This window comes from Bradyrhizobium sp. HKCCYLRH2060, from assembly GCF_051168135.1.
In the GTDB taxonomy this organism is placed as follows: Bacteria; Pseudomonadota; Alphaproteobacteria; order Rhizobiales; family Xanthobacteraceae; genus Bradyrhizobium.
Genome location: NZ_JBNPUK010000006.1, coordinates 116,246 through 138,596 on the forward strand (window position 1 = coordinate 116,246; position 22,351 = coordinate 138,596).

A 22,351-nucleotide genomic window follows, 5' to 3' on the forward strand; every position below is an offset into this window, starting at 1 on the left:
GCGTCGTGTCGTTGCCGCCTTCCCTATCTCCGCGGCCACGCGTACATTGGTCGGCGGGTTGTGAGTGGGGACCGCGCATGACGAACCGGACCGTGATCATTGCCGGCGCAACCGGGCTGGTGGGACGGGAGCTGCTTCGCGGTCTGCTCGCCGATCCGACCGTGGATCATGTGCACGTCGTCGGCCGCCGTGCGCCCCCTGACGTTTCACCCAAGCTGACGGCCCATGTCGTGGATTTCACCGCGCTGCCGTCCCTGCCGCCGGCCGACGAGCTCTATCTGGCTCTAGGGACCACGATCAAGGTGGCCGGGAGCCAGGCCGCCTTCCGCGCCATCGATCACGACGCAAACCTCGCCGTCGCCAGGGCCGCGCTCGCGAGCGGCACCAGGCGCGTCGGTCTGGTCAGCGCGATGGGGGCAGATAGCACGTCGCGCGTCTTCTATAGCCGGGTGAAGGGTGAGCTCGAGGATGAGCTCACCGCGCTGCCCTTCGAGGGACTGGTGATCGCGCGGCCTTCGCTGCTGGTCGGCGCGCGGACGGAGCTGGGACAGCCGAGCCGGCCGGGCGAGGAATGGGGCAACAGGCTGAACAACATCATCGGCTTCCTGATCCCGGCGAACTACAAGCCCATCGCCGCGGCGGACGTCGCCAACGCGCTGCTCATGGCTGTTCCTACAGTTGCCGGCAAGCGAGTGATGCTGTCAGGGGCCATGCGCCGATGATCGAGCCTGCCGCTCTTGCGTAGCGGCCAAGTCGCGCCATTTATGAAAAAGCGAATTCGATTGGTGGGGTTCGGCGATCTCCGTAGTTATACGGCTCATCGCCTGCGACTGTCGGGGTCTTAACATCTTAACCATATCTGGCTGTTAGTTGTGCATCGAGGAAAAACGAGCCCGGTGTTTCATGCGCAGACAGCTGCTTGAATTTTGTTTCTTGGCGTTGGTGGGAACCCTGCTCGGATCCCAAGCGGCGACGGCGTCTCCGCGAATGGTGTCGCTGGTCTTCAACTCGCAGGTTCAGAATCCGCAGCAGGTCGGGTCGGACGAATTTCGCGTGAAGCTGCAGGCGCTGGCCGGCAAGCGGCTCATCATCGATGAGCGTGCGGGCAACGCATTCGGCAGCGAGGCGGCGGTGCTGGCTGCAACCCGGAGCGGCGCGGTGGACGTGGCCGTGGTGTCCGGCGGCATCGCCAGCGCGGTGGTGCCCGAGCTCGGCGTCTTCGACATCCCGTTCCTGTTTCGTGACACCGCGCATGCCAAGGCGGTTGCGCAAGGGCCTGTCGCCGCCGCGATCGGCGCCAAGTTCGCCGACAAGGGACTGGTGCTGCTGGCGCTGGGCAAGCAGGGCTTTCGCAATCTCACCAACTCAAAGCGTCCGGTCCGTACCGTCGATGACGTCAAGGGCCTCAAGATCCGCGTCATCCCCAATCCGGTCTACCAGATGACCTTCAAGGCGCTGGGCGCCGACGTGATGCCGATGGATTTCCCACTGGTCTATGCCGCGCTCAAGGACGGCCGGCTCGACGGTCAGGAAAATCCGGTCGCCACCATCGCGGCCAATCGCTTCGACGAGGTGCAGAAATATCTGACGCTCACCGGGCATTTCTTCGCGCCGATCGCTTTCGTCGCCAACCGCGCGATGTTCGACCATCTCGATGCGGCGGACCGTGATGCGCTGGTTGCCGCCGCCAAGGCGGCTGCGGAGGTCACCTGGCAGGCCCAGCTCGATGCGCAGAAGCTCGATGAGTTGCGCAAGGCCGGCATGGAGGTGATCGAGACGTTCGACCGCAAGACCTTCGTCGACGCGGTCAAGCCGCTCGATGCCGACTTCGAGAAGCGCTTCGGCAAGGAGCTGCTCGCCACCATCAGGTCCACTCCGTGAAACAGCCGGGCAAATCGATGAAACTGTCTTCTCTGATGTCTTGGATCGGTGTCCGCCCGCGAATCTTCGGCGGCTTCGCCCTGATCCTGAGCTTCCTGGTGTTGCTCGGCGGTTTCGCCATGATCCAGGTCGGGCGCATCGGCGGCACCGTGGATGAGCTCGTCACCAGCGCGGCCGGGGACGCCGGCATGTCGCAGGTGCGCGCCGCGCTGCTCGGTGCCAACGGCGCGGTCGAGAGATTCATCCGCACCTGGAACGTCGGTGACAAGGATGCGGCCAGCAAGGCGATCGACGCCGTCGGCGGTCTCGCCGATCAGGTCGAGAAGCAGTCCGGCCGTCTGAAGGTGCTGGCTGACGGCGTGGGACCGGTGCGAAGCGCGCTGGCCGCCTATCGCGCATCGTTCGTTGCCGCGGCCGAGGCCGTGGACCGGCTGCGCGCGGCGACCACCAAGACCGACGCATTGGGCGCCGTTGCCGGCATCAACATCGGCGGCATCCAGGTGGCCCTCGCCAATCGCGCTGGCAGCGAGCCGCTGATGAATCCGTTGCGTCTGGCCAGCGTCGTCGACGCGGTTCGCATCGCGGTGATGCGCTATACCAACACGTTGTCGAATGGCGATGCCGACGATGCCAGGCTCACCTTCGTCTATGCGAAGCTCGGGATTGCCGATACGGAAGCCGAGATCGCGGGTGTCGATGATGCCAAGCTGAAGGCGCTGGTTGCTGCGCTGAAAGAGGCTCTGACGGCCGATGCCGCTGCGCTCGAGGAGGTGATCAAGGTGGCCGCGGACCTGCGCGCCAAGCAGGCGGAACTCGCCAAGGCGAGCGCCTCGATCGATACCCAGGTCAGCCAGATCAACCGGCAGCTTGGGACCGCGCGTGCAGAGCAGGCCGCGAGGACCGGCGTCGCGGTCGAAGATACCAAGCAGACCGTCGTCGTGACGGCAGCCGCAGCGGTGATATTCGGAGCGGTGCTGGCCTGGCTGATCGGCGCCAGCGTGTCGGCGCCGATCCGCGGCATGACCGACCGCATGCAGTCGCTGGCGGCCGGCGAATTGGATCAGCCGATTCCCGGTGGTGAACAGCGCGACGAGATCGGCCGGATGGCGCGCGCCGTGGAGATTTTCCGTGACAATGCGCTTGCTGTCCGCCGCATGGAGCAGGAAGCGGCGACACAGCGTGAAGCTGCGGAGGCCGAGCGCGCCCGCATGATGTCCGATCTGGCTGGCCGGTTCGAGCAGGGCATGCAGGGTGTCATCACCGGCGTCGGCGGGCGTGCGACCGAGATGGGCGAGAGCGCCAGCGAGCTGGCACGCGTCGCCGAACGCGGCCGCGGCCTTGCGGAAGCGGTCGCCAGCCGGGCCGAGCAGGCGTCCGTCAATGTGCAGACCGTGGCCTCGGCGACCCAGGAGCTCGCGGCCTCGATCAGGGAGATATCCTCCCAGGTGCAGCGCTCGGTCACGGTGTCGACCCGGGCGACGCACGAGACCCAGCGGACGTCCGAACTGATCGACGGGCTGTCCAGCGCGGCGGAGAGGATCGGCACCATCGTGCAACTGATTCAGGCGATCGCGAGCCAGACCAACCTGCTGGCGCTCAACGCCACCATCGAGGCGGCGCGTGCCGGCGAGGCCGGCCGCGGCTTTGCGATCGTCGCGAGCGAGGTGAAGAATTTGGCGTCGCAGACCGCGCAGGCGACGGAGCAGATCTCGAGCCAGATCGCGACCATCCAGAGCGCGACGCAGGAGACGGTCGGCGCGATCGCCCAGTTCGGAACCACGGTGCGGGAGATCGCCGAGATCTCCAATGCGATCGCCGCCGCGGTGGAGCAGCAGGGGGCCGCAACCAGCGAGATCGCCCGCAACGTCGAACAGGCGGCCAGCGGCACGGCGGCGGTGACGCAGGAGATCGGCGACGTGCGCAACGTGGCCGGGCAGACCGATGCCGGCGCTGAAGCTGCGCTGGCGGCGGCCGCCGCGCTGCAGCAGCAGGCCGCTTCGCTGAGGAGCAATGTCGCCGACTTCCTGCAGACGATCCGGACCGCGGCCTGAGCCGCAAAGCCGGTGGTCACTGGAGTTGACGCAGGGGACGCCGGCTCGCACTCTGGGGCATGACCGAGCACCAGCCGCGCTCCCTTGCGCTTCCCGTCGACGGCGCGGGCGTCGTGTCCGCGCTGTTCATGGCCCCGCCTCGGCCGCGCGCCTGTTTCGTGTTCGCCCACGGCGCGGGCGCCGGCATGAGCCACGTCTTCATGAGCCAGACCGCCGCAAGCCTTGCCGCACGCGGCATCGCGACGCTGCGCTTTCAGTTTCCCTACATGGAGAAGGGAAGCAAGCGCCCTGATCCGCCCGCGCTCGCCCACGCCGCGGTGCGGGCGGCCGTGGCGGAGGCCGCGCGGCTCTGTCCGGGGCTGCCGCTCGTCGCGGGCGGCAAGTCGTTCGGGGCGCGCATGACGTCGCAGGCGCAGAGTGCAGCGCCGCTGCCGGGCGTGGCCGGGCTCGCCTTTCTCGGCTTTCCACTTCACCCCGCCGGCAAGCCCTCCATTGCGCGCGCCGATCATCTCGACGCGATCGAGGTCCCGATGCTGTTCCTGCAGGGGACGCGCGACAAGCTTGCGGAGATGGAGCTGCTCGCGCCCGTCGTGAGGCGGCTGGGACCGCGCGCGACGTTGCATTGGCTCGATCAGGCCGACCACGCCTTCCACGTGCCTGCGCGCTCCGGCCGGAATGATCAGGCCGTCATGGACGAATTGACGGGGGCATTTGCGGTGTGGCTTCAGGCGCTCGAAGCCCGTGCCGGCTGACGCCCCGCAGCGGCCGTTTCTGAAAAAGTGATATGAGAACAAAAATAGAACTTCCATGTCGTCAGAGGTTGAGGCATAGTCGTACTCAAGGGCATGGGAGGGGAGTCCGATGAAGTCAGCGGTGTTGGCAGTGTCGGTGTGTGCGCTCGGCGTGCTGATGCAATCTGCAACTCCATCGTTCGCCGATGCCCGGTTGACCGCCATGGTGACCGTGAAGGGAACTTGCCAGAAGCTCATCGTCGCTGGAAAGGATCGCAGCTCGGAATGCAAGGGCGCGCTGCTCAATACCGACTATGACGATCAGCGCACCGGCTTCTACTTCACCTTGCTCGACGGCAGCATCGTCACGTTCTCGAATCGTGGCGATCTGCAGGAGCAACCTGGCCCCGACAAGTTCGTCACACCGGTCGACATGATGATCTTTGGCCAAAGTCGGACGGCGATCAACAGGGTGATGGCCAAGGGGCAGTGCCGCCACGGCAATCCATTCAAGGGACCCGACCTGATCGAATGCGCGGCCGACAGCGAGATCGGCCGCTTTGAAGGGCTGTTTCTGTCCAATGGCGAGAAGCCGGTGATGCAGACGTTCTGAGGCCGTCACCCTGTGCACAAGCAGGATGAACCAGCGGGAGGCTTCGTCGCGACGTCGCCCATCGTCATTCGGCCACCGTGTGGTACTCGCGGCAAAGGACCGGACCGCCGACTGCAAGGGTGCCTTGCTCAATACGCGCTACAGTGATGGACGAGCCGGCTTCTATTTCGTGATGCTCGACGGAGGGATGATGACCGTCTCGAGCCCCGGCGATGTCGAACAACGGCAGCCCGCGAACGCGCGCGCCTATCCCGTCGATATGATCATCTTCAAGGTGGATGGTGACATCCGCAAGCTCACGGCCAAGGGGATGTGCCGCGCGAAAAATATGGCCGGCGCTCTGTCGGGCTTGACCTGTCGGGCGGGCAGTGAAGCTGGGCGGTTCGAAGATGGGTTTTCCGCTGAGACCAAGGCAGTCGAGACCACGCCAACCGAGTCCAAGGCAGCCGGCACCAAGGCGGCTGGGAGCAAGATGCCCGGCCTCTGAGGCTGCGATCCCCTGAAAATTTGGCGCGACATCAGGCTCGAAATATTGCAACAAGTCGGCGTCATCGTTGGGCCGGGTGTGCGGGTCGCCAGATCTTGGAGAGTGTGATGTTCCGATGCGTTGGCTTCGTCCTGGGGCTGCTCTGGAGCCTCGTAGCAATCGGCACTGCGCTGGCCGACGACGCCAAGCTCCGGATCGGCGTTCTCCGGCTATCCTCGTCCGCGCCGGTGTTCATCGCGCTGGACAAGGGCTACTTCCGCGACGCCGGCCTCGACGTCGAGCTGAAGTTTTTCGATGCAGCGCAACCGATCGCCGTGGCGACGGCCACGGGCGACGTCGATGTCGGGGTGACCGCCTTCACCGCGGGATTGTACAACCTTGCAGGCAAGGGCGCGTTGAAGATCATCGCCGGCATGAGCCGCGACCGCCCGGGCTTTCCGCTGATCGGCTACTTTGCCAGCAACAAGGCCTATGAGGCAGGTCTCAAGACGCCGAAGGACATTGCCGGCAAGCGCGTGGCGATGACCCAGGTCGGGTCGAGCTTTCACTACTCGGTGGGGCTGCTGGCCGACAAATACGGCTTCAAGCTCGGCGACGTGAAGATCGTGCCGCTTCAGTCGATGTCCAACATGTCGGCCGCGATCAAGGGCGAAACCGTCGACGCGGCGCTGATGCCGGTTTCCGTCGCGCGCAAGCTGATGGAGGAGGGTGCCGTCAAACATCTCGGCTGGGTCGGCGACGAGACGCCGTGGCAGGTCTCCGGCGTGTTCGCCGGGCCGAAGACGCTGGCCAACACGGCCCTGGTCGGCAAGTTGCTGGCATCGCTTCAGCGCGCCGAGCGCGAGTATCATGATGTCGTGCTCGCCTCGGTCAAGGACGGCACTGCCGCCATCGACGACAAAACCAGGCCATTGCTGGAGATCATCGGCAAGTACACCAACCTGCCGGTCGAGCAGGTGGTGGGCAATTGCGCCTATATCGATCCCGACGGCAAGCTCGACGTGAAGAACATCGACAGCCAGATCAAATGGCTTCAGGCGCAGGGTTTCGCGGACCAGGGCTATGATGCGGCTGCGATCATCGCCAAAGACCTCGTGAAGCCGGATTGATGAAGGCAGGCACGGTGCGGACCTGCAGCGGGATCGTCTGACATGGACCTGATCGCCGAGGCCATCAGCCACCGTTTCGACGCGCTCGAAGTGCTCGATGGCGTGTCGTTCACGGTGGGAGCCGGCGAGGTGGTGGCCATCGTTGGACCGTCCGGCTGCGGCAAGAGCACGCTGCTGTCGATCCTCGGCGGGTTGTTGCAGCCGAGCAAGGGGCAGGCGCTGCTGCGCGGAGCCCCGCCGCCCGGCAGCCTCAATCCCTTGACGTTCGTGTTCCAAGACTTCGCGCTGCTGCCGTGGGCGAGCGTCGCCGATAACGTCGCGTTTCCGCTCCTCCATACATCGCTGTCGACGCAGCAGCGCGCCGCCGCCGTCGACGATGCGTTGCAGCGGACCGGGCTGGCCGACTTCCGGACCGTCTATCCCAAGCAGTTGTCGGGCGGCATGCGCCAGCGGGTCGGCATTGCCCGGGCGCTGGCGGTCCGCCCGGCGATCCTGCTGATGGATGAGCCGTTGTCGGCGCTGGACTCGCAGACCCGCGAACTCTTGATGGAGGATTTCGTCGATCTGCTCGCGGACGGCACCATGGGGGCGATCTATGTCACGCATAATCTCGAGGAGGCGGTGCGGCTCGCCGATCGCATCGTCGTGCTGTCGCGCCGTCCTGGCCGCATCCGGAGGGTCGTCAGCGTCCCGGCGACGCGGCGCAGCCGCGGTGATGCCGGAGTGCGCGCGCAACTGCTGGACCTGCAGAACGAGCTCTGGGGGCTGATCCGGAGCGAGGCGATCGATGCCGAGCGCGAGGTTCAGAATGCTTGAACGGTCCCCGGCCGAACCGCCCGAGGTCGCCGGCAAGCAGGGCAAGAAGGTGCCGTTCCGCGGCGGCGGCTTCACGCCGGCCGCAAGCCGCTGGGCCGGCTGGCTGGCGCTCGCGGCGGTTCTCGGCCTGTGGCAACTGGTCGGCAGCCTCGGGCTGGTCAATCCCCTGTTCCTGCCGGCGCCGCTGACGATCCTGGGCGCGCTGTATCGATTGGCCGAAAGCGGCGCGCTCTGGCAGCATGTCTCGGCCTCGTTCGTGCGCATCGTATCCGGCTGGGCGCTCGGCACGGCCACAGGCATCGTCGTCGGCTTCGCGATCGGCCTCTGGCGCATTGCGCGCAGCATCGGCATCACGTTCGTCTCTGCGCTGTTTCCGATTCCGAAGATTGCCGTGCTGCCGTTGCTGATTCTTTGGCTCGGCATCGGCGAGCAGCCGAAGATCGCGACGATCGCGCTGGGCGTGTTCTTCTCGACCACGATCTCGGTCTATAGCGGCGTCGATGCGGTGCCGCGCAATTTGATCCGCATGGCGCAGAGCTTCGACGTGCCGTTCCCGACCATCGTCCGCCGCGTGATCTGGCCCGGGGCGCTGCCATCGATCCTCGCCGGTTTCCGCATCACCGCGTCGGTGGCGCTGATGCTGGTGGTTTCGGCGGAGATGATCGGCGCCGAGGCCGGCATCGGCACTTTCGTGCTGCAGGCCGGCAACCTGATGCAGACCGATCAGCTGATGGCGGGGATTCTGATCCTGTCGCTGTTCGGCCTCGTCGTCGGCCGGCTGATCAGCATGCTCGAGGCGCGGCTGCTGCGCTGGCGGTGACGGACCGGCGTCACGCGTTGCCGCGATCCTCGCGGAACAGGTCGAGCTTCTGCTGCACCGGGCGATCCGAGAACGAGAACAGCACCGCATCCTCGTCCGGCTCGTGGCTGACCCATTGCCAGCTCGGAACGACGAACAGATCGCGCGGGCCCCATTCGAAGGTCTGGTCGCCGATGCGGCTGCGGCCCTTGCCCTCGATCGCGGTGAACACGGTCGCGTCGGTCGAGCGATAGCGCGCGGTCTTGAAGCCCTTCGGCAGCAGCTGGATGAAGGTGCCGATCGTCGGCATCGCGAAATCGCCGGTCTCGGGATTTGAGAATTTCAGCTTCAGCCCGTGGCAGGCATCCCATTCCTCGCTGCGCTTCGCGTTCTCCAGCGCCTCGCGCGTATAGACGTAGGGATAGTTGAAGATCGGCGATGTCCTGGATCTGCGCTTGGCGTCGACAGGCAGGAGGTTATGTCCGTAGCGCGCGAAGCTGTCGCCCGCGGGGCGCGCGACCTTCTGCTGGTCCTCCTGCGCGCCCTGCGCGAACGATGCGTCGAGAAACTGCACCAGCGGAATGTCGAGGCCGTCCAGCCAGAACATCGGCTCGGTGGTCTCATTGCCGTGATCGTGCCAGGTCATCGACGGGGTGATGATGAAGTCGCCCGGCTCCATCAGGGTGCGCTCGCCCTCGACGGTCGTGAAGGCGCCCTTGCCTTCCAGCACGAAGCGCAATGCGGACTGGCTGTGCCGATGGGCGGGGGCGACGTCGCCCGGGATCACCATCTGAACGCCGGCATAGAGCGAGGTGGTGATCTTGGATTGCCCGCGCAACCCGGGATTCTCCAGGATGAGCACGCGCCGCTCGGCCTCCTTCGCCGTGATCAGCCGCCCGGCCTCGATCATATAGTCGCGGATCGCCGCGAACTGCCATAGATGCGGGCGGCAGGCGCTCTTCGGCTCGGGCGTGATGAGATCGCTCATCACCGTCCACAGCGCCGTCATGTTTTCGCCGTCGATCTTCTTGTAGAACGCCTCGCGCTCCGGTGTCGAAACTGCGGCCATGCGTCCCTCCCATGATCAGATGTCGTTCTTAATTGACAGTATACTGCCAATTTGATTACCGTCAAATACAACCAGAGTTATCGCATCGGGAGGACTGCCATGATGAAGCTGCACGGCTATTTCCGCAGCAGCGCATCCTATCGAGTCAGGATCGCGCTCAACCTCAAGGGTCTCACGGCCGAGCATCTGCCGCATCACCTCCGCAAGGGCGAGCAGCGCGCGCCCGCCTATCTCGCGCTCAACCCGCAGGGGTTGGTCCCCGCGCTCGAGGACGACAGCGGCGTCGCGTTGATCCAGTCGCTTGCGATCATCGAATGGCTCGACGAGACCCATCCTGAGCCGCCGCTGCTGCCGAAGGATCCGTTGCGGCGCGCCCAGGTCCGCGCCTTCGCGCAAGTGCTCGCCTGCGACACCCATCCGGTGCAGAACCTGAAGGTGCTGGCGCGGCTCCGGGAGCTCGGCCTGCCCGAGGACAAGGTCACGGCCTGGGCCGGCTGGGCCAATCGCGAGGGGCTCGCTGCCTGCGAAGCGCTGATCAAGCATGAGCCCGGACCATTCTGCTTCGGTGCCGCGCCGACCCTGGCGGATCTGTGTCTCGTGCCGCAGCTCGGCAATGCACGCCGCTTCGGCGTCGATGTCGCAGCGTTCCCGCGCCTGCTGCAGGCCGAAGCCGCGGCGAAGGCGCTGCCGGCCTTCGCCGATGCTGCTCCGGAGCGTCAGCCCGATGCCGAGTAGGCCGCCCGACATCACGATGGACGCAGTCTACACCAAGCCGGGCTATCTGTTCCGGCGGATGCAGCAGATTGCGGTGTCGATCTTCGTCGAGGAGTGTCGGGAGTTCGACCTGACGCCGGTGCAATACGCAGCGCTGGTCGCGATCCAGACGCACCCGGGCATCGATGCCACCCGGTTGTCGGCGGTGATCGCCTTCGACCGTTCGACGCTCGGCAGCGTGATCGAGCGGTTGGAGAGCAAGGGCCATATCGAGCGCAAACCGTCGGCCGAGGACAAGCGCGTCAAGCTCCTTTACCTGACCAGAACGGGTGGCGCACTGCTCCGTGCGATCATGCCGGCGGTTGATCGCGCCCAGGCCCGCATGCTGGCGCCGCTGAAGGCCGCGGATCGCAAGATGCTGATGGCCCTGCTGGCGCAACTCGTCGATCTCAACAACGAGGTCTCGCGGGTGCCGCTGCGCGCCGAGGATGCACTGGAGCATCTTGGCAAGGCCGGCTGATCGCGGAGCTCCGCGGCTCTCGGGCGGACGGCGTCGATTCACAGCCGCATCACCGCCTGGCGATCGATCTTGCCCGTGCCTGTCTTCGGCAACTCGTCGAGGAACACGATCTCGCGCGGATATTTGTAAGGCAGCAGCTTCGTTTTCACGTAGTCCTGCAGCGCCTTGACCGTTGCGGGCTCGTCCCTGGATCTGCCGTTGGTCACCACCACGGCCTTCAGGCTCATGCGACGATCCGGCAACTCGTGCGCAAACACGGCGCACTCCCGGATATCGGGATGCTCGGCGAGGCAGAGCTCGACTTCGAGCGGATAGACCCATTGTCCGGAGATCTTGACCAGATCGTCGGCGCGGCCGCGGAAGAAATGGAAGCCGTCGGCATCACGCACGAAACGGTCGCCGGTGTAGATCCAGCCGCCATCGCGGATCGTCTCCGCGGTCTTGTCCGGACGGTTCCAGTAGAGCGGCGTGTTCGAGTCGCCGCGTACCCAGAGAATGCCCTCTTCGCCGGTGACGACCTCGCGTCCTTCGCCGTCGCGCAGCGCGATCTCGTAGCCGGGGACGCGCAGGCCCGCGGCGCCGAGCTTCTTGCGGTCCTCGCGGTTCGAGAGATAGACGTGCAGCACCTCGGTCGAGCCGAGGCCTTCGACGATCTCCAGGCCGGTCAGGCTCTTCCAGCCGTTGAAGACCTCGGCCGAGAGCACCTCGGCCGCGGAGACCGCGAGCCGCAGTGACGAGAAGTCCGCCTCCTTCGCACCCTCGGCCTTGGTGAGCGCGGTGTAGAGCGTCGGCAGGCCGAAGAACACGGTGGGACGGAAGCGGCTGATCGCATCGAAGATGGCGGCGGGTTTCGGCTGGCCGGGCAGCAGCAGCGTCGTCGCTCCGGCCGAGAATGGAAAGGTGATCGTGTTGCCGAAACCGTAGGCGAAAAAGATCTTGGGCACCGAGAAGCAGATGTCGTCCGGCGTCAGCCGCAGCACGTTGCGCGCGAACGCCTGCTCGCTATAGGCCATGTCGTGCTGCAGATGGACGATGCCCTTGGGGCGACCGGTGGAGCCGGACGAGTACATCCAGAACGCCATCTCGTCGCGGTGGGTGTCGGCCTCCGCCAACTGATCGCTGAAGTCGTGCATCCACGCATCGACGGCAACCGTCGTTGCGACGGCCGTGGCCGGCACATCGCCGTTGACGACGATCAGCGTGCGCAGCGCGGTCTCGGCGCAGGCCTGGGCGTCGAACCGTGCGGCAAACTCGGCGTCGGCGACCGCGACCTTGGCGCCGGAATCAGCCAGATAGAATTGCAGCAGATCCGGCGGCGTCAGCGTGTTGATCAGCAGCGGCACGAAGCCGGCGCGCACTGCGCCGAAGAACGCGGCCGGATAGGCCGGTGTATCGTCGAGGAACAGCAGGACACGATCGCCGCGGCTGAGCCCGAGCGCGGCGAAGCCGTTGCCCCAACGGCAGGCGTCGGCACACAGCTCGGCATAGCTGCGCTGGCCGGCGGGACCGATCAGCGCAGCCTTGTCGGCGTTGCCTCTGGCGAGATTGTCGAACAGCACACGGCTGGCATTGTAGCGGGCGGGAATCGCGAAGCCGATCTCGCGCGCGCCGGCGCTGTCGCGCGGAACCTTGTCGGCGATCTCGTTCGTCATCCGTGCGCTCCCGTGCGCCGAGCTGCCTCGTAGCGGGCCATGAATTGCGGGGCCATCGCCCGCAGCCTGGAATCATCGATGCGCCCGGACCGGGTGATATAGCTGTAGGCGAAATCCAACAGGCCGAGCGTCATGTGGGCCGGGAAGGATTCATACCAGTCGCTACTGGTCCGGGCCGCCGTCACCAGCTTCTTCACGATTGGCTGCCGCTCGGCCTGATAGCGGGCGAGGCCGTCGGAGAGACTCCTCTCGGCATCGAGCGCCTTGGCGAGCGCGATCGCGTCCTCGATCGCCAGCCGCGTCCCGGAGCCGATCGAGAAGTGCGCGGTATGCAGCGCGTCGCCGATCAGCACCATGTTCCGGTGCCACCAGTGCTCGTTCCAGACCCAGGGGAAATTGCGCCATACCGATCGGTTGGAGACCAGCGCGTGACCATCGAGCGTGGCGGCAAACACCTGCTCGCAGACGCGCCGGGATTCATCGACCGACATCTCGGCGAAGCCATAAGCGTGCCAGGTGGCGCGATCGCATTCCACCAGGAACGTGCTCATGTCCGGCGCATAGCGATAATGGTGCGCGTTGAAGCTGCCGTGGTCGGTCGCGACGAAGGTCTGCGACAGCGTCGCGAATGTCTTCGACGTGCCGTACCAGGCGAACTTGTTGCTGGAGTAGGACACGGAGAAGCCGAAATCGCCTTCGAAGCTGCGGCGGACCAGCGAGTTCAGCCCGTCGGCAGCGACGATCAGATCGTAGCCTGCGAGCTGGTCCAGCGACTGGACGGTCGTGCCGTAGCGGGCGACGACGCCGACGCTCTCGGCGCGGGCCTGCAGCAGCTTCAACAGCTCGAGCCGGCCGATCGCGGAAAAGCCGACGCCGTCGACCTCGACGGTCTCGCCGCGCAGATTGAGCGTGATGTTGCGCCAGCTCTCCATGCGCGGCGCGATCGCGTCCACGGTGTCGGGATCGTCGGCGCGCAGGAATTCAAGCGCCTGGTCGGAGAACACGACGCCAAAGCCCCAGGTCGCTCCAGCCGGATTCTGCTCGAACAGATCGACCACGGCGGCGGGGTGCCGCTTCTTCCAGAGATAGGCGAAATACAGCCCGCCAGGGCCGCCGCCGAGCACGGCGATGCGCAAGGACGTCCTCCATATTGACAGTATACTGTTTATTTTGGACCGGAGACTAATCCCTCATCCTGATCGAGGCCAGAGAAATCTTATTGCTGGAGATCGGGCCGCCGGCCGCGCGTCATTTCGGTGGGCCTCTGCCGAAGATGGTGTCGAGCGCGGCGAAATAAGTGCTCTCGACCAGCTCCGGCGCATGCCGGCCGAGCGCCTCCATCTTCACGCCCGAATTGATTTCGAGCACCTGCCAGCGTCCATCGGCCAGCACGAGGTCGACCGATGCGTAGCGGATGCCGATGACGCGCGCCGCCGCGGTGGCGAGCGCAGCACAGAGGTCCCGTTGCGCGCCGGGTTCGAGCAGCTCGGGTTGAGCCCCGAATTCGAGATTGTGGCGCCAGCTCAGCAGGCGCTGCTCGCCACGCGGCACGACGGCGCGCAGCGCAGACGCGTCGAATTCCGCGTCGAGGCGCCGCAGGAGTTGCGCGTGTCCCGCGGCCGGAGTGGCCGCCAGCGCGAGGTCGCGGAGCGACTTGACGCCATCGCCCATCACGATGGGGCGCTGCTTGCGATAGACGATCATGGCTGCGTCATCGAGCTGCACGACCCGGACTTCGTCGATGATGTCCATGAGCGGCGCGATCGCGACGTTCGCGTCGGTCTCGAAGATGCCGTTCACTGCGCGCAGCAGGTCATCCTTCGCCGTGACGCGGACCACCGACCGCCCCGAGGTGCCCTCGTTGGGCTTGACCACCAGCCCGCGCGGATGCGTTTCGAGCAGCGCCAGCACGGCCTCGGCCGTCTGGCCGGACTGGCCGCCAAGGACCGGCGCCAGAAAGAATGCGTGTGGAACCGCGGCAATCCCGTCGGCTCTCAGCAGCGCCGAGGTCGCCGCCTTGTCACAGGCCAGTCTGTGCGCCACCGCACTGTTCAGGCCGAGATCATAGCCGAAGATCAGGTGACGCCGGGTGGCATCCTCGAGCACCAGCAACCAGCCGTCCTCCCGCACGTCGAGCGCGATGCCTCGTTCGACGCAATAGCGGGTGATGGCGGCGAGCTGGGTCTGCGGATGGTTAATCATTGCTCAAGGATTGGGCCGGAGATGCGGAATTAAAGTGCTGGAAAATCGGAATCTCGGCAAGTAAATTACCCGTATCGTTTGTGTACGAATGAACGGCCGATCGAGGCGATTCCGGGCATCAGCCGGCATGCATTTGATCGTGATCAATGGTGCGTCCACGCGGGTTGATTATTCGCTGTTTTCACGTACATCAGGCGCCGAAATCGCTGGATCTATAGGGTTTTTGCGGTCCTGCCTCCGTCACGACTTGTTTCTTCCAACTTCAGCCCACGTGAAAAAACAAACGACATGAGCGCGTTCTATAAAGAGAAAGTTCTTTCCGTTCACCACTGGACGGACACCCTGTTCTCCTTCCGAGCCACCCGCGATGCGGGCTTCCGCTTCCAGAATGGTCAGTTCGCGATGATCGGCCTTGAGGTCGAGGGCCGCCCGCTGCTGCGCGCCTACAGCATGGCGAGCGCCAATCACGAGGAGGAACTCGAGTTCTTCAGCATCAAGGTGCAGGACGGTCCGCTGACCTCCCGGCTGCAGAAGATCAAGGAAGGCGACACCATCCTGGTCGGCCGCAAGGCGACCGGGACGCTGATCCCCGACAACCTGCTGCCCGGCAGCCGGCTGCTGCTGCTGTCGACCGGCACCGGCCTTGCCCCGTTCGCCAGCCTGATCAAGGATCCCGACGTCTACGAGCGGTTCGAGAGCATCGTGCTGGTCCACGGCTGCCGCCAGGTCGCCGAGCTCGCCTATGGCGAGAGCGTCGTCGCCAAGCTGCGCGAGGACGAGCTGTTCGGAGAGCTGCTCGACGGCAAGCTGCAGTATTATCCGACCGTCACCCGCGAGCCGTTCCGCAACCGCGGCCGCATCACCGACCTGATCTCATCGCAGCAGCTGTTCAACGATATCGGCCAGCATGAGCTCGATATCGCCAAGGACCGCATCATGATGTGCGGCAGCCCGGCGATGCTGGAGGAGCTCAAGACCATGTTCGAATCCCGCGGCTTCCTCGAAGGCAGCGGCAACGAACCCGGCCATTTCGTGATCGAGAAAGCGTTCGTCGAGCGCTGAGCCGCCAAGCTTCCGACTTTGACACTTTCGAAAGAGCGCCTCGACGCAATCGGGGCGCTCTTTTCGTTGGCAATATCCTCCTTGCGCGTTTCGAAGCGGCCGTGCGATTTTCGGCAGCAAGACCGGACCTGCAGACGTCCGGCGCGACACAGGGAGGGGACTTGGATTGCCCGAGCGGCGGCCATCCCCGATACAATGAGGGGTACGGCCATGGATTCCATCGTTCGCAGACAGACGCTCGGTGACCTCCTGCGGCGGAGCGCGGCGCGCACGCCAGGCAAGACGGCGGTGATCTGCGGCGATACGCGTTGGACCTACGCCGAGTTCAACGCCATCGTCGACCGGCTCGCGGCCGGCCTCGCCGCGCGCGGCGTCGGCAAGGGCGAGCGGGTCGCCATCCTCGCGCGCAACTCTCATGCCTTTGCCGCCCTGCGCTTCGCGCTGGCGCGGCTCGGCGCTGTCCTGGTGCCGATCAATTTCATGCTCAAGCCGGAGGAGGTCGCCTACATCCTCAAGCATGCGGGCGCGCGGCTGCTCGCGACCGACAGCGGCTTTGCCGGCGTGGCACGTGCTGCCAAGGCGCTGGTGCCGGCGGTCGAGCAATTGATCTGGCTGCCGTCGGAAGGTTCGAGCGAGCGGCAGGCCGACATGATCGATTTTGCCGAGCTCGCGGCCTCGACGGCGACGGTGCCTGCCGTCGAGATCGCCGGAGGCGACGTCGCGCAGATCGTCTACACCTCCGGCACGGAGTCGCTGCCGAAGGGCGCGATGCTGACCCATGACGCCGTCATTTGGCAGTATGTCAGCTGTATCGTCGATGCCGGCATTTCCGCCGACGATGTCACCCTCCACGCGCTGCCGCTGTATCACTGCGCGCAGCTCGACGTGTTCTTCGGGCCGTCGATCTATGTCGGCGCCACCAACATCATCACCGCGTTTCCGACGCCGGACAATCTGCTGCCGCTGATCGCGAAATATCGCATCACCTCATTCTTCGCGCCGCCGACGGTGTGGATCTCGATTCTGCGCTCGCCGCTGTTCGAGACCACCGACGTGTCCACTTTGCGCAAGGGCTATTACGGCGCCTCGATCATGCCGGTCGAGGTGCTGCGCGAGCTGGCGCAGCGGCTGCCGAAGGTGCGTCTGTGGAATCTGTATGGCCAGACCGAGATCGCGCCGCTGGCGACGATGCTCGGACCCGACGATCAATTGCGCAAGCCGGGCAGTTGCGGCCGCGCCGTGCTCAACGTCGAGACCCGGGTCGTCGATGACGACATGAATGATGTCGCCCCGGGCGAGGTCGGCGAGGTCGTGCACCGCTCGCCGCATCTGATGCTCGGCTACTTCCATGACGACGAGCGTACTGCCGCCGCCTTCCACGGCGACTGGTTTCATTCCGGCGATCTCGCGACCATCGACGACGAAGGCTACATCACCATCGTCGACCGCAAGAAGGACATGATCAAGACCGGCGGTGAGAACGTCGCCAGCCGCGAGGTCGAGGAGGCGCTGTATCTGATTCCGGAAGTGTCGGAGGTCGCCGTCGTCGGCCTGCCGCATCCACGCTGGGTCGAGGCGGTCGTGGCGATGGTTGTGGTCAAGTCCGGCTGCGAGCTGACCGAGGAGGCGGTGCTCAAGCAGGCCTCGGCACGGCTCGCCACCTTCAAGACGCCGAAGCGGATCGTGTTTGTCGATGCGCTGCCCAAGAATCCCAGCGGCAAGCTCTTGAAGCGTCAGTTGCGCGAGGCGCATTCGGGGCTGTTTGCGGAGGGGTAAGCAGCTGCCTTTGGCGATCGCGTGTCTCGGCGGGGAGGCGCCGAGGCCGCTACGGCGCTGCGGACCGATCTCGCAGTGCCGCAGCCGATAGCCTAGGGCTATCGACGTTGTGATATCATCGATGGCCGATTGCGCGCGCTTGTGTAACGATTGCTTCGCGATAGCAGTACTATCGTGACACCGGATCTTCTTCCACGAGCTGCCCCGAGGCCTCCCATGGATACGCTGCTGCTCCCGTTTTCGCCGCGCTTCATCGTGCTGACGATCTGCGCCACGGCGACCGCTTTGCTGCTGATCCTCGGCATCTACGACCGCAAGATCTTCGATCTCGTCCTGATCCCGCTGCTGATCTTCGGTGCGCTCACCCTGCTCGGCATCCGCGATCTCGTGCAGAAGAGCCACGCAGTGCTGCGCAATTATCCGATCTCGGCACATATGCGGTTCTTGCTCGAAGAGATCCGGCCCGAGATGCGGCAGTATTTCTTCGAGAGCGAAAAGGACGGCATGCCGTTCTCGCGCGACACCCGCGCGGTGGTCTATCAGCGCGCCAAGATGGAGCTCGACAAGCGCCCGTTCGGCACCCAGGAGGACGTCTACCGCGAGGGCTACGAATGGATGCACCATTCGATCGCGCCCAAGCCGCATGCGGAGGAGAAGTTCCGCATCACCATTGGTGGTCCGGATTGCACCAAGCCGTATTCGGCCTCGGTGTTCAACATCTCCGCCATGAGCTTCGGCGCGCTGAGCCCGAATGCGGTGCGTGCCCTCAATGGCGGGGCGAAGAAGGGCGGCTTCGCCCACGACACCGGCGAAGGCGGCTTCAGTCCCTATCACGCCGAAATGGGCGGCGACATCATCTGGGAGATCGGCTCCGGCTATTTCGGCTGCCGGCGTCATGATGGCACGTTCGATCCCGAGGCGTTCACGCGGGTCGCGAGCCACGACCAGATCAAGATGGTGGAGCTCAAGATCAGCCAGGGCGCCAAGCCCGGCCATGGCGGGGTGCTGCCGGCCGCCAAGGTGTCCGAGGAGATCTCGAAGATCCGCGGTGTCTCAATGGGCGAGGATTGCATCTCGCCGCCGGCGCATCGCGCGTTCTCGACGCCCATCGGCATGATGCAGTTCATCAGCGAGATGCGGCGACTGTCGGGCGGCAAGCCGGCCGGCTTCAAGCTGTGCATCGGCCACCCCTGGGAATTCCTCGCGATCTGCAAGGCCATGCTGGAGACCGGCATCTATCCCGACTTCATCGTGGTCGACGGCAATGAAGGCGGCACCGGTGCCGCGCCGCTCGAGTTCATGGACCATCTGGGCATGCCGATGCGCGAGGGCGTCAGCTTCGTGCACAATGCGCTGGTCGGCCTTGGCATCCGCGACCGCATCAAGATCGGCGCCTCCGGCAAGATCGCAACCGCGTTCGACATGGCGCGCGCGATGTCGATCGGCGCCGACTGGTGCAACGCGGCGCGCGGCTTCATGTTCTCGCTCGGCTGCATCCAGTCCTTGAGCTGCCATACCGATAGATGCCCGACCGGTGTCGCCACCCAGGATCCGACGCGCGCTCGCGCGCTGGTCGTCCCGCACAAGCTCGACCGCGTCTACAACTATCATCACGCGACCCTGCATGCGCTGGCCGAGCTGCTCGCCGCCGCCGGTCTCGAACATCCGCAGGACCTGCGGCCGATCCACTTCTCACAGCGGACGTCGACCACTGAGGTGTCCTCGTTTGCCAAGCTGTATCCGGCGCTGCGTCCTGGCGAGCTGCTCGACGGCACCCAGGACGTCCGCTTCCGCGACGCCTGGGCGATGGCGCGAGCCGATACGTTCGCGGCGGTGCAGTAAAACGCCTTGCGTGATTGTTCTTGGGAACCTTCCGGCTCCAATTCCATCTAAGCCACGCGTGCTCAGCTTGGATGATCGACAATGCCTTGGACCACAGCGACCACAGTCTCCGCGGCGACGAGCGGCGAGGATGACCTGATCCGACGGGCAAAAGCCCGGGACGAGACCGCCATCCGGGCCATCCTCCAGGCCAACAACCGTCGCCTGTTCCGGATCGCCCGCGGCATCCTGCGCAATGACAGTGAGGCGGAGGACGTCGTGCAGGAGACCTATGTCCGGGCGCTCACCCATCTCGACGAGTTTCGCGGCCAGTCCAGCCTGTCGACCTGGTTGGTCCGCATCGCAATGAACGAGGCGATGGGACGCCTGCGCGGACAACGGCCCGCACTGCAACTGGATGTGCAGCACCAAGACAGGCCAGGGGCCGAGGTGATCCAATTTCCCGCTACGTCGAGCGATCCGGAGAAGTCTGTGGCGCAGCGCCAGATCCAGGCCGTCGTCGAACGGGCGATCGATGACCTGTCCGAGCCGTTTCGCCTGGTGTTCATCGCCCGCGTGATCGAGGAGATGAGCATCGACGAGACGGCGGACTTGCTCGGATTGAAGCCCGAGACCGTGAAGACGCGCTTGCATCGCGCCCGCGGCATGTTGCGCGAGAACGTCGAAAAGCAGATCGGTCCCGTCCTTCTGGACGCGTTTCCCTTCGCCGGCCCGCGTTGCGAGCGGCTGACCGACGCCGTGCTCGATCGTCTTCGACGTCCGGCGTGAAGATTCCCGGGAACGTCGGCTCCCGCTTTTCATCCAATCCCTGTGCAGCCATTCACCCGCCGGCCACGAGGTCCGGCGCCACAGGAGATGAGAACCATGTTCAAGCATATCGGCACGATCGCCGTCGCGCTCTGCGTCACGAGCAGCGCCGCCCTGTCGCAGGGCGCCAAGCTCAGCGATCCGCAGATCGCGCATATCGCCTACACAGCCGGCGAAATCGACATCAAGGCGGCGAAGCAGGCCTTGGACAAATCCGGGAGCAAGGAAGTCAAGGAGTTCGCCCGAGGCATGGTGCGTGACCACGAGGCGGTCAACAAGCAGGCCCTCGCCCTCGTCAAGAAGTTGAAAGTCACGCCTGAGGACAACGACACCAGCCGCGCACTGTCGAAGCAGGCGAGCGAGAAGCTCGACGAGCTCGGCAAGCTCAAGGGCGCGGCCTTCGACAAGGCCTATATCGCCAACGAGGTCGCCTACCACAAGACGGTGAACGGCGCGCTGGAGACGCAGCTCATTCCGTCTGCAACCAACGCCGAGCTGAAGGAGTTGCTGCAGACCGGCCTGAAGCTGTTCCAGGGCCACGAGCAGCACGCCGAGCATGTCGCGGCGGATATGAAGTAGGACGATCCGATGCTGTCGGGACGCATCACTCTCGTGAGTGCGGTTGTGCTCGCCGCCGTGAGCGTTCCGGCGCGCGCGGCCACAATCCGGATCGTGGTGGACAAGCTCGAATTCTCGCCGGCCGCGGCTTCGGCCAAGGTCGGCGACACCGTCGAATGGGTCAACAAGGATGCGCTGGCTCATACGGCGACGGCGCGGGATGGCGCATTCGATGTCATTTTGCCGCCGAGCAAGACGGTGAGCTCGGTCCTCAAGAAGGCGGGCACGGTCGACTACTACTGCCGCTTTCACCCCAACATGAAGGCGACCCTGACCATCGCGCCGTGACGCCGCTGGCCTCAGTGCGGGTTTTCCAGGCTGAAGGTCTCGGATTGCTCGTCGTAGGCGAACAGCTCGGCATAGCGGCCCCATGACACGATGGTGTGCAGCGTCTCGTCGGCATAGTGCTCGGACATGTAGTCTTCGAGCTCGATGCGGAAGCGCGCCGCCGGGGCGGCATGCGACGGGCGGTCGTCGAGCACGCGGCGGATCAGCCCCATCAGCGGCACGTTCTCCATCAGATGCTGTGCGAACAGCTTCTTGCGCTCGTCGGTCTCCTGATGCGCGAACCGCCGTCCGGCCTCGGTCAGGGTCAGATCGCCTTCGCTGAGCTGGGCGAAGCGCAGGAGCTGCAGCGCCTCGGCCAAGGGAAAGATCTCGTCGACCTCGAGCTGCAGATGGCCCGCCAGCACCGGCAGGTCGGCATGCCCATTATAAGGTTCGCCGGCGAGCGTCTCGATCAGGCCCGAGATCGAGTTCGACGACACGTGGCTGAGCACCATGCCGACGCCGGCGCTGGCGGTGCTCGGCAGCTTCGGCTCGGGCCGCTGCGTCATGCGGGCATAGAGACTGTCGACGAGCTGGCGGAACGCCGGATCGAGCCGGTTGCGCGGATGCGGCAGGTCGACCTTGAACTCGGCGGCGACGCGGCCGGGATTGGACGAGAACACCAGGATGCGGTCGCACATCAGCACCGCTTCCTCGATGTTGTGCGTCACCATCAGCACCGACTTGATCGGCAGCCGCCCGTCGGTCCAGAGATCGACGAGGTCGGTACGAAGTGTCTCGGCGGTCAGCACGTCCAGGGCCGAGAACGGCTCGTCCATCAGCAGCAGGTCGGGATGCACCACCAGCGCGCGGGCGAAGCCGACGCGCTGGCGCATGCCGCCGGAGAGCTCCTTTGGAAAAGCGGATTCGAAACCGTCGAGACCGATCAGGTCGATCGCGGCCAGCGCGCGCTTGCGCCGCTCGGCGCTGTCGACACCGAGCGCCTCGAGGCCGAGCTCGACGTTCTGCAGCACGGTCAGCCAGGGAAACAGTGCGAACGACTGGAACACCATGGCGACACCAACGGGCGGGCCGGCGATGATCTCGCCGCGGCAGCGCGCTTCGCCCGAGGATGGCGACACCAGGCCGGCGATGATCCGCAGAAGCGTCGACTTGCCGGAGCCGGAGCGTCCGAGCAGGCCGACGATCTCGCCGGCGCGGATCGTGAGGTCAACCTTCTCCAGCACGACGAGATCCTCGCCGCTGCCCTTGGGAAACAGCCGGCTGACGCTCTTGATCTCGATCAGCGATGAGTCCTTGACCTGGTCGCGCATG

22 protein-coding genes are annotated in these 22,351 nt (G+C 65.4%); 17 read left to right on the forward strand and 5 right to left on the reverse strand.

Annotated features, from left to right (window positions below; genetic code table 11):
• The first annotated feature begins 77 nt into the window (after positions 1–77).
• From ACQR10_RS14735 to ACQR10_RS14775, 9 genes are all read left to right on the forward strand, one after another.
• Positions 78–722 carry an NAD(P)H-binding protein gene (locus tag ACQR10_RS14735; protein WP_316216805.1) on the forward strand — a complete coding sequence of 215 codons (645 nt, stop codon included), beginning with the start codon at positions 78–80 and terminating at the stop codon, positions 720–722.
• 265 nt (positions 723–987) lie between these two features.
• Positions 988–1,881, forward strand: a complete 894-nt coding sequence (locus ACQR10_RS14740; RefSeq protein WP_316216804.1) for a TRAP transporter substrate-binding protein — start codon at positions 988–990, stop codon at positions 1,879–1,881.
• 35 nt (positions 1,882–1,916) lie between these two features.
• Positions 1,917–3,932, forward strand: coding sequence for a methyl-accepting chemotaxis protein (locus tag ACQR10_RS14745; protein ID WP_316216880.1), 2,016 nt, complete (start codon positions 1,917–1,919; stop codon positions 3,930–3,932).
• A gap of 59 nt (positions 3,933–3,991) precedes the next feature.
• Positions 3,992–4,684, forward strand: a complete 693-nt coding sequence (locus tag ACQR10_RS14750; protein ID WP_434846517.1) for an alpha/beta hydrolase family protein — start codon at positions 3,992–3,994, stop codon at positions 4,682–4,684.
• Between the two features lie 109 nt (positions 4,685–4,793).
• A complete protein-coding gene (locus tag ACQR10_RS14755; RefSeq protein WP_316183156.1) occupies positions 4,794–5,276 on the forward strand; it encodes a hypothetical protein in 483 nt (160 codons plus the stop codon).
• Between the two features lie 25 nt (positions 5,277–5,301).
• A complete protein-coding gene (locus ACQR10_RS14760; RefSeq protein ID WP_316183155.1) occupies positions 5,302–5,763 on the forward strand; it encodes a hypothetical protein in 462 nt (153 codons plus the stop codon).
• Between the two features lie 107 nt (positions 5,764–5,870).
• Positions 5,871–6,872 carry an ABC transporter substrate-binding protein gene (locus ACQR10_RS14765; RefSeq protein ID WP_316239352.1) on the forward strand — a complete coding sequence of 334 codons (1,002 nt, stop codon included), beginning with the start codon at positions 5,871–5,873 and terminating at the stop codon, positions 6,870–6,872.
• 42 nt (positions 6,873–6,914) lie between these two features.
• Complete coding sequence (locus tag ACQR10_RS14770; RefSeq protein WP_316183153.1) at positions 6,915–7,688, forward strand: ABC transporter ATP-binding protein; 774 nt, start codon at positions 6,915–6,917, stop codon at positions 7,686–7,688.
• On the forward strand, positions 7,681–8,508 hold the full coding sequence (locus tag ACQR10_RS14775) for an ABC transporter permease (RefSeq protein WP_434911989.1): 828 nt from the start codon (positions 7,681–7,683) through the stop codon (positions 8,506–8,508). The genes ACQR10_RS14770 and ACQR10_RS14775 overlap by 8 nt, the downstream gene beginning before the upstream one ends.
• Positions 8,509–8,518: 10 nt before the next feature.
• Here the strand turns inward: ACQR10_RS14775 and gtdA are convergent, their stop codons facing one another.
• The gene (gene gtdA, locus ACQR10_RS14780; RefSeq protein ID WP_316239349.1) at positions 8,519–9,556 is read right to left on the reverse strand and encodes a gentisate 1,2-dioxygenase; all 1,038 of its coding nucleotides are present in this window, start codon (positions 9,554–9,556) and stop codon (positions 8,519–8,521) included.
• A gap of 102 nt (positions 9,557–9,658) precedes the next feature.
• Between gtdA and maiA the strand changes: the two genes are divergently transcribed.
• Together maiA and ACQR10_RS14790 are read left to right on the forward strand one after the other, a co-directional pair.
• Positions 9,659–10,291, forward strand: coding sequence for a maleylacetoacetate isomerase (gene maiA, locus ACQR10_RS14785; protein ID WP_315800910.1), 633 nt, complete (start codon positions 9,659–9,661; stop codon positions 10,289–10,291).
• Positions 10,281–10,790 (forward strand): MarR family winged helix-turn-helix transcriptional regulator, encoded by a 510-nt coding sequence (locus ACQR10_RS14790; protein ID WP_315800540.1) that lies wholly within the window; start codon positions 10,281–10,283, stop codon positions 10,788–10,790. The genes maiA and ACQR10_RS14790 overlap by 11 nt, the downstream gene beginning before the upstream one ends.
• 38 nt (positions 10,791–10,828) lie before the next feature.
• Here the strand turns inward: ACQR10_RS14790 and ACQR10_RS14795 are convergent, their stop codons facing one another.
• The 3 genes from ACQR10_RS14795 to ACQR10_RS14805 form a co-directional block, all read right to left on the reverse strand.
• Positions 10,829–12,442 (reverse strand): benzoate-CoA ligase family protein, encoded by a 1,614-nt coding sequence (locus tag ACQR10_RS14795; RefSeq protein WP_434911990.1) that lies wholly within the window; start codon positions 12,440–12,442, stop codon positions 10,829–10,831.
• Complete coding sequence (locus tag ACQR10_RS14800) at positions 12,439–13,578, reverse strand: FAD-dependent monooxygenase (protein ID WP_316216795.1); 1,140 nt, start codon at positions 13,576–13,578, stop codon at positions 12,439–12,441. The genes ACQR10_RS14795 and ACQR10_RS14800 overlap by 4 nt, the downstream gene beginning before the upstream one ends.
• Positions 13,579–13,690: 112 nt before the next feature.
• A complete protein-coding gene (locus tag ACQR10_RS14805; protein WP_316216794.1) occupies positions 13,691–14,644 on the reverse strand; it encodes an ATP-grasp domain-containing protein in 954 nt (317 codons plus the stop codon).
• A 288-nt stretch (positions 14,645–14,932) separates the two neighbouring features.
• Between ACQR10_RS14805 and ACQR10_RS14810 the strand changes: the two genes are divergently transcribed.
• The 6 genes from ACQR10_RS14810 (at position 14,933) to ACQR10_RS14835 (ending at position 21,037) form a co-directional block, all read left to right on the forward strand.
• Positions 14,933–15,706, forward strand: a complete 774-nt coding sequence (locus tag ACQR10_RS14810) for a ferredoxin--NADP reductase (protein ID WP_315715287.1) — start codon at positions 14,933–14,935, stop codon at positions 15,704–15,706.
• A gap of 210 nt (positions 15,707–15,916) precedes the next feature.
• Complete coding sequence (locus ACQR10_RS14815; protein ID WP_315800536.1) at positions 15,917–17,482, forward strand: acyl-CoA synthetase; 1,566 nt, start codon at positions 15,917–15,919, stop codon at positions 17,480–17,482.
• 216 nt (positions 17,483–17,698) lie between these two features.
• Positions 17,699–19,324, forward strand: a complete 1,626-nt coding sequence (locus ACQR10_RS14820; RefSeq protein WP_316216793.1) for an FMN-binding glutamate synthase family protein — start codon at positions 17,699–17,701, stop codon at positions 19,322–19,324.
• Between the two features lie 81 nt (positions 19,325–19,405).
• Complete coding sequence (locus tag ACQR10_RS14825) at positions 19,406–20,092, forward strand: RNA polymerase sigma factor (RefSeq protein WP_315800534.1); 687 nt, start codon at positions 19,406–19,408, stop codon at positions 20,090–20,092.
• A gap of 96 nt (positions 20,093–20,188) precedes the next feature.
• Complete coding sequence (locus tag ACQR10_RS14830; RefSeq protein ID WP_316216792.1) at positions 20,189–20,710, forward strand: DUF4142 domain-containing protein; 522 nt, start codon at positions 20,189–20,191, stop codon at positions 20,708–20,710.
• Positions 20,711–20,719: 9 nt separating this feature from the next.
• Complete coding sequence (locus ACQR10_RS14835) at positions 20,720–21,037, forward strand: cupredoxin domain-containing protein (protein WP_316216791.1); 318 nt, start codon at positions 20,720–20,722, stop codon at positions 21,035–21,037.
• 11 nt (positions 21,038–21,048) lie between these two features.
• On the opposite strand, the gene ACQR10_RS14840 is transcribed toward ACQR10_RS14835, so the two are convergent.
• On the reverse strand, positions 21,049–22,350 hold the full coding sequence (locus tag ACQR10_RS14840; RefSeq protein WP_316183142.1) for an ABC transporter ATP-binding protein: 1,302 nt from the start codon (positions 22,348–22,350) through the stop codon (positions 21,049–21,051).
• Position 22,351 lies beyond the last annotated feature (1 nt).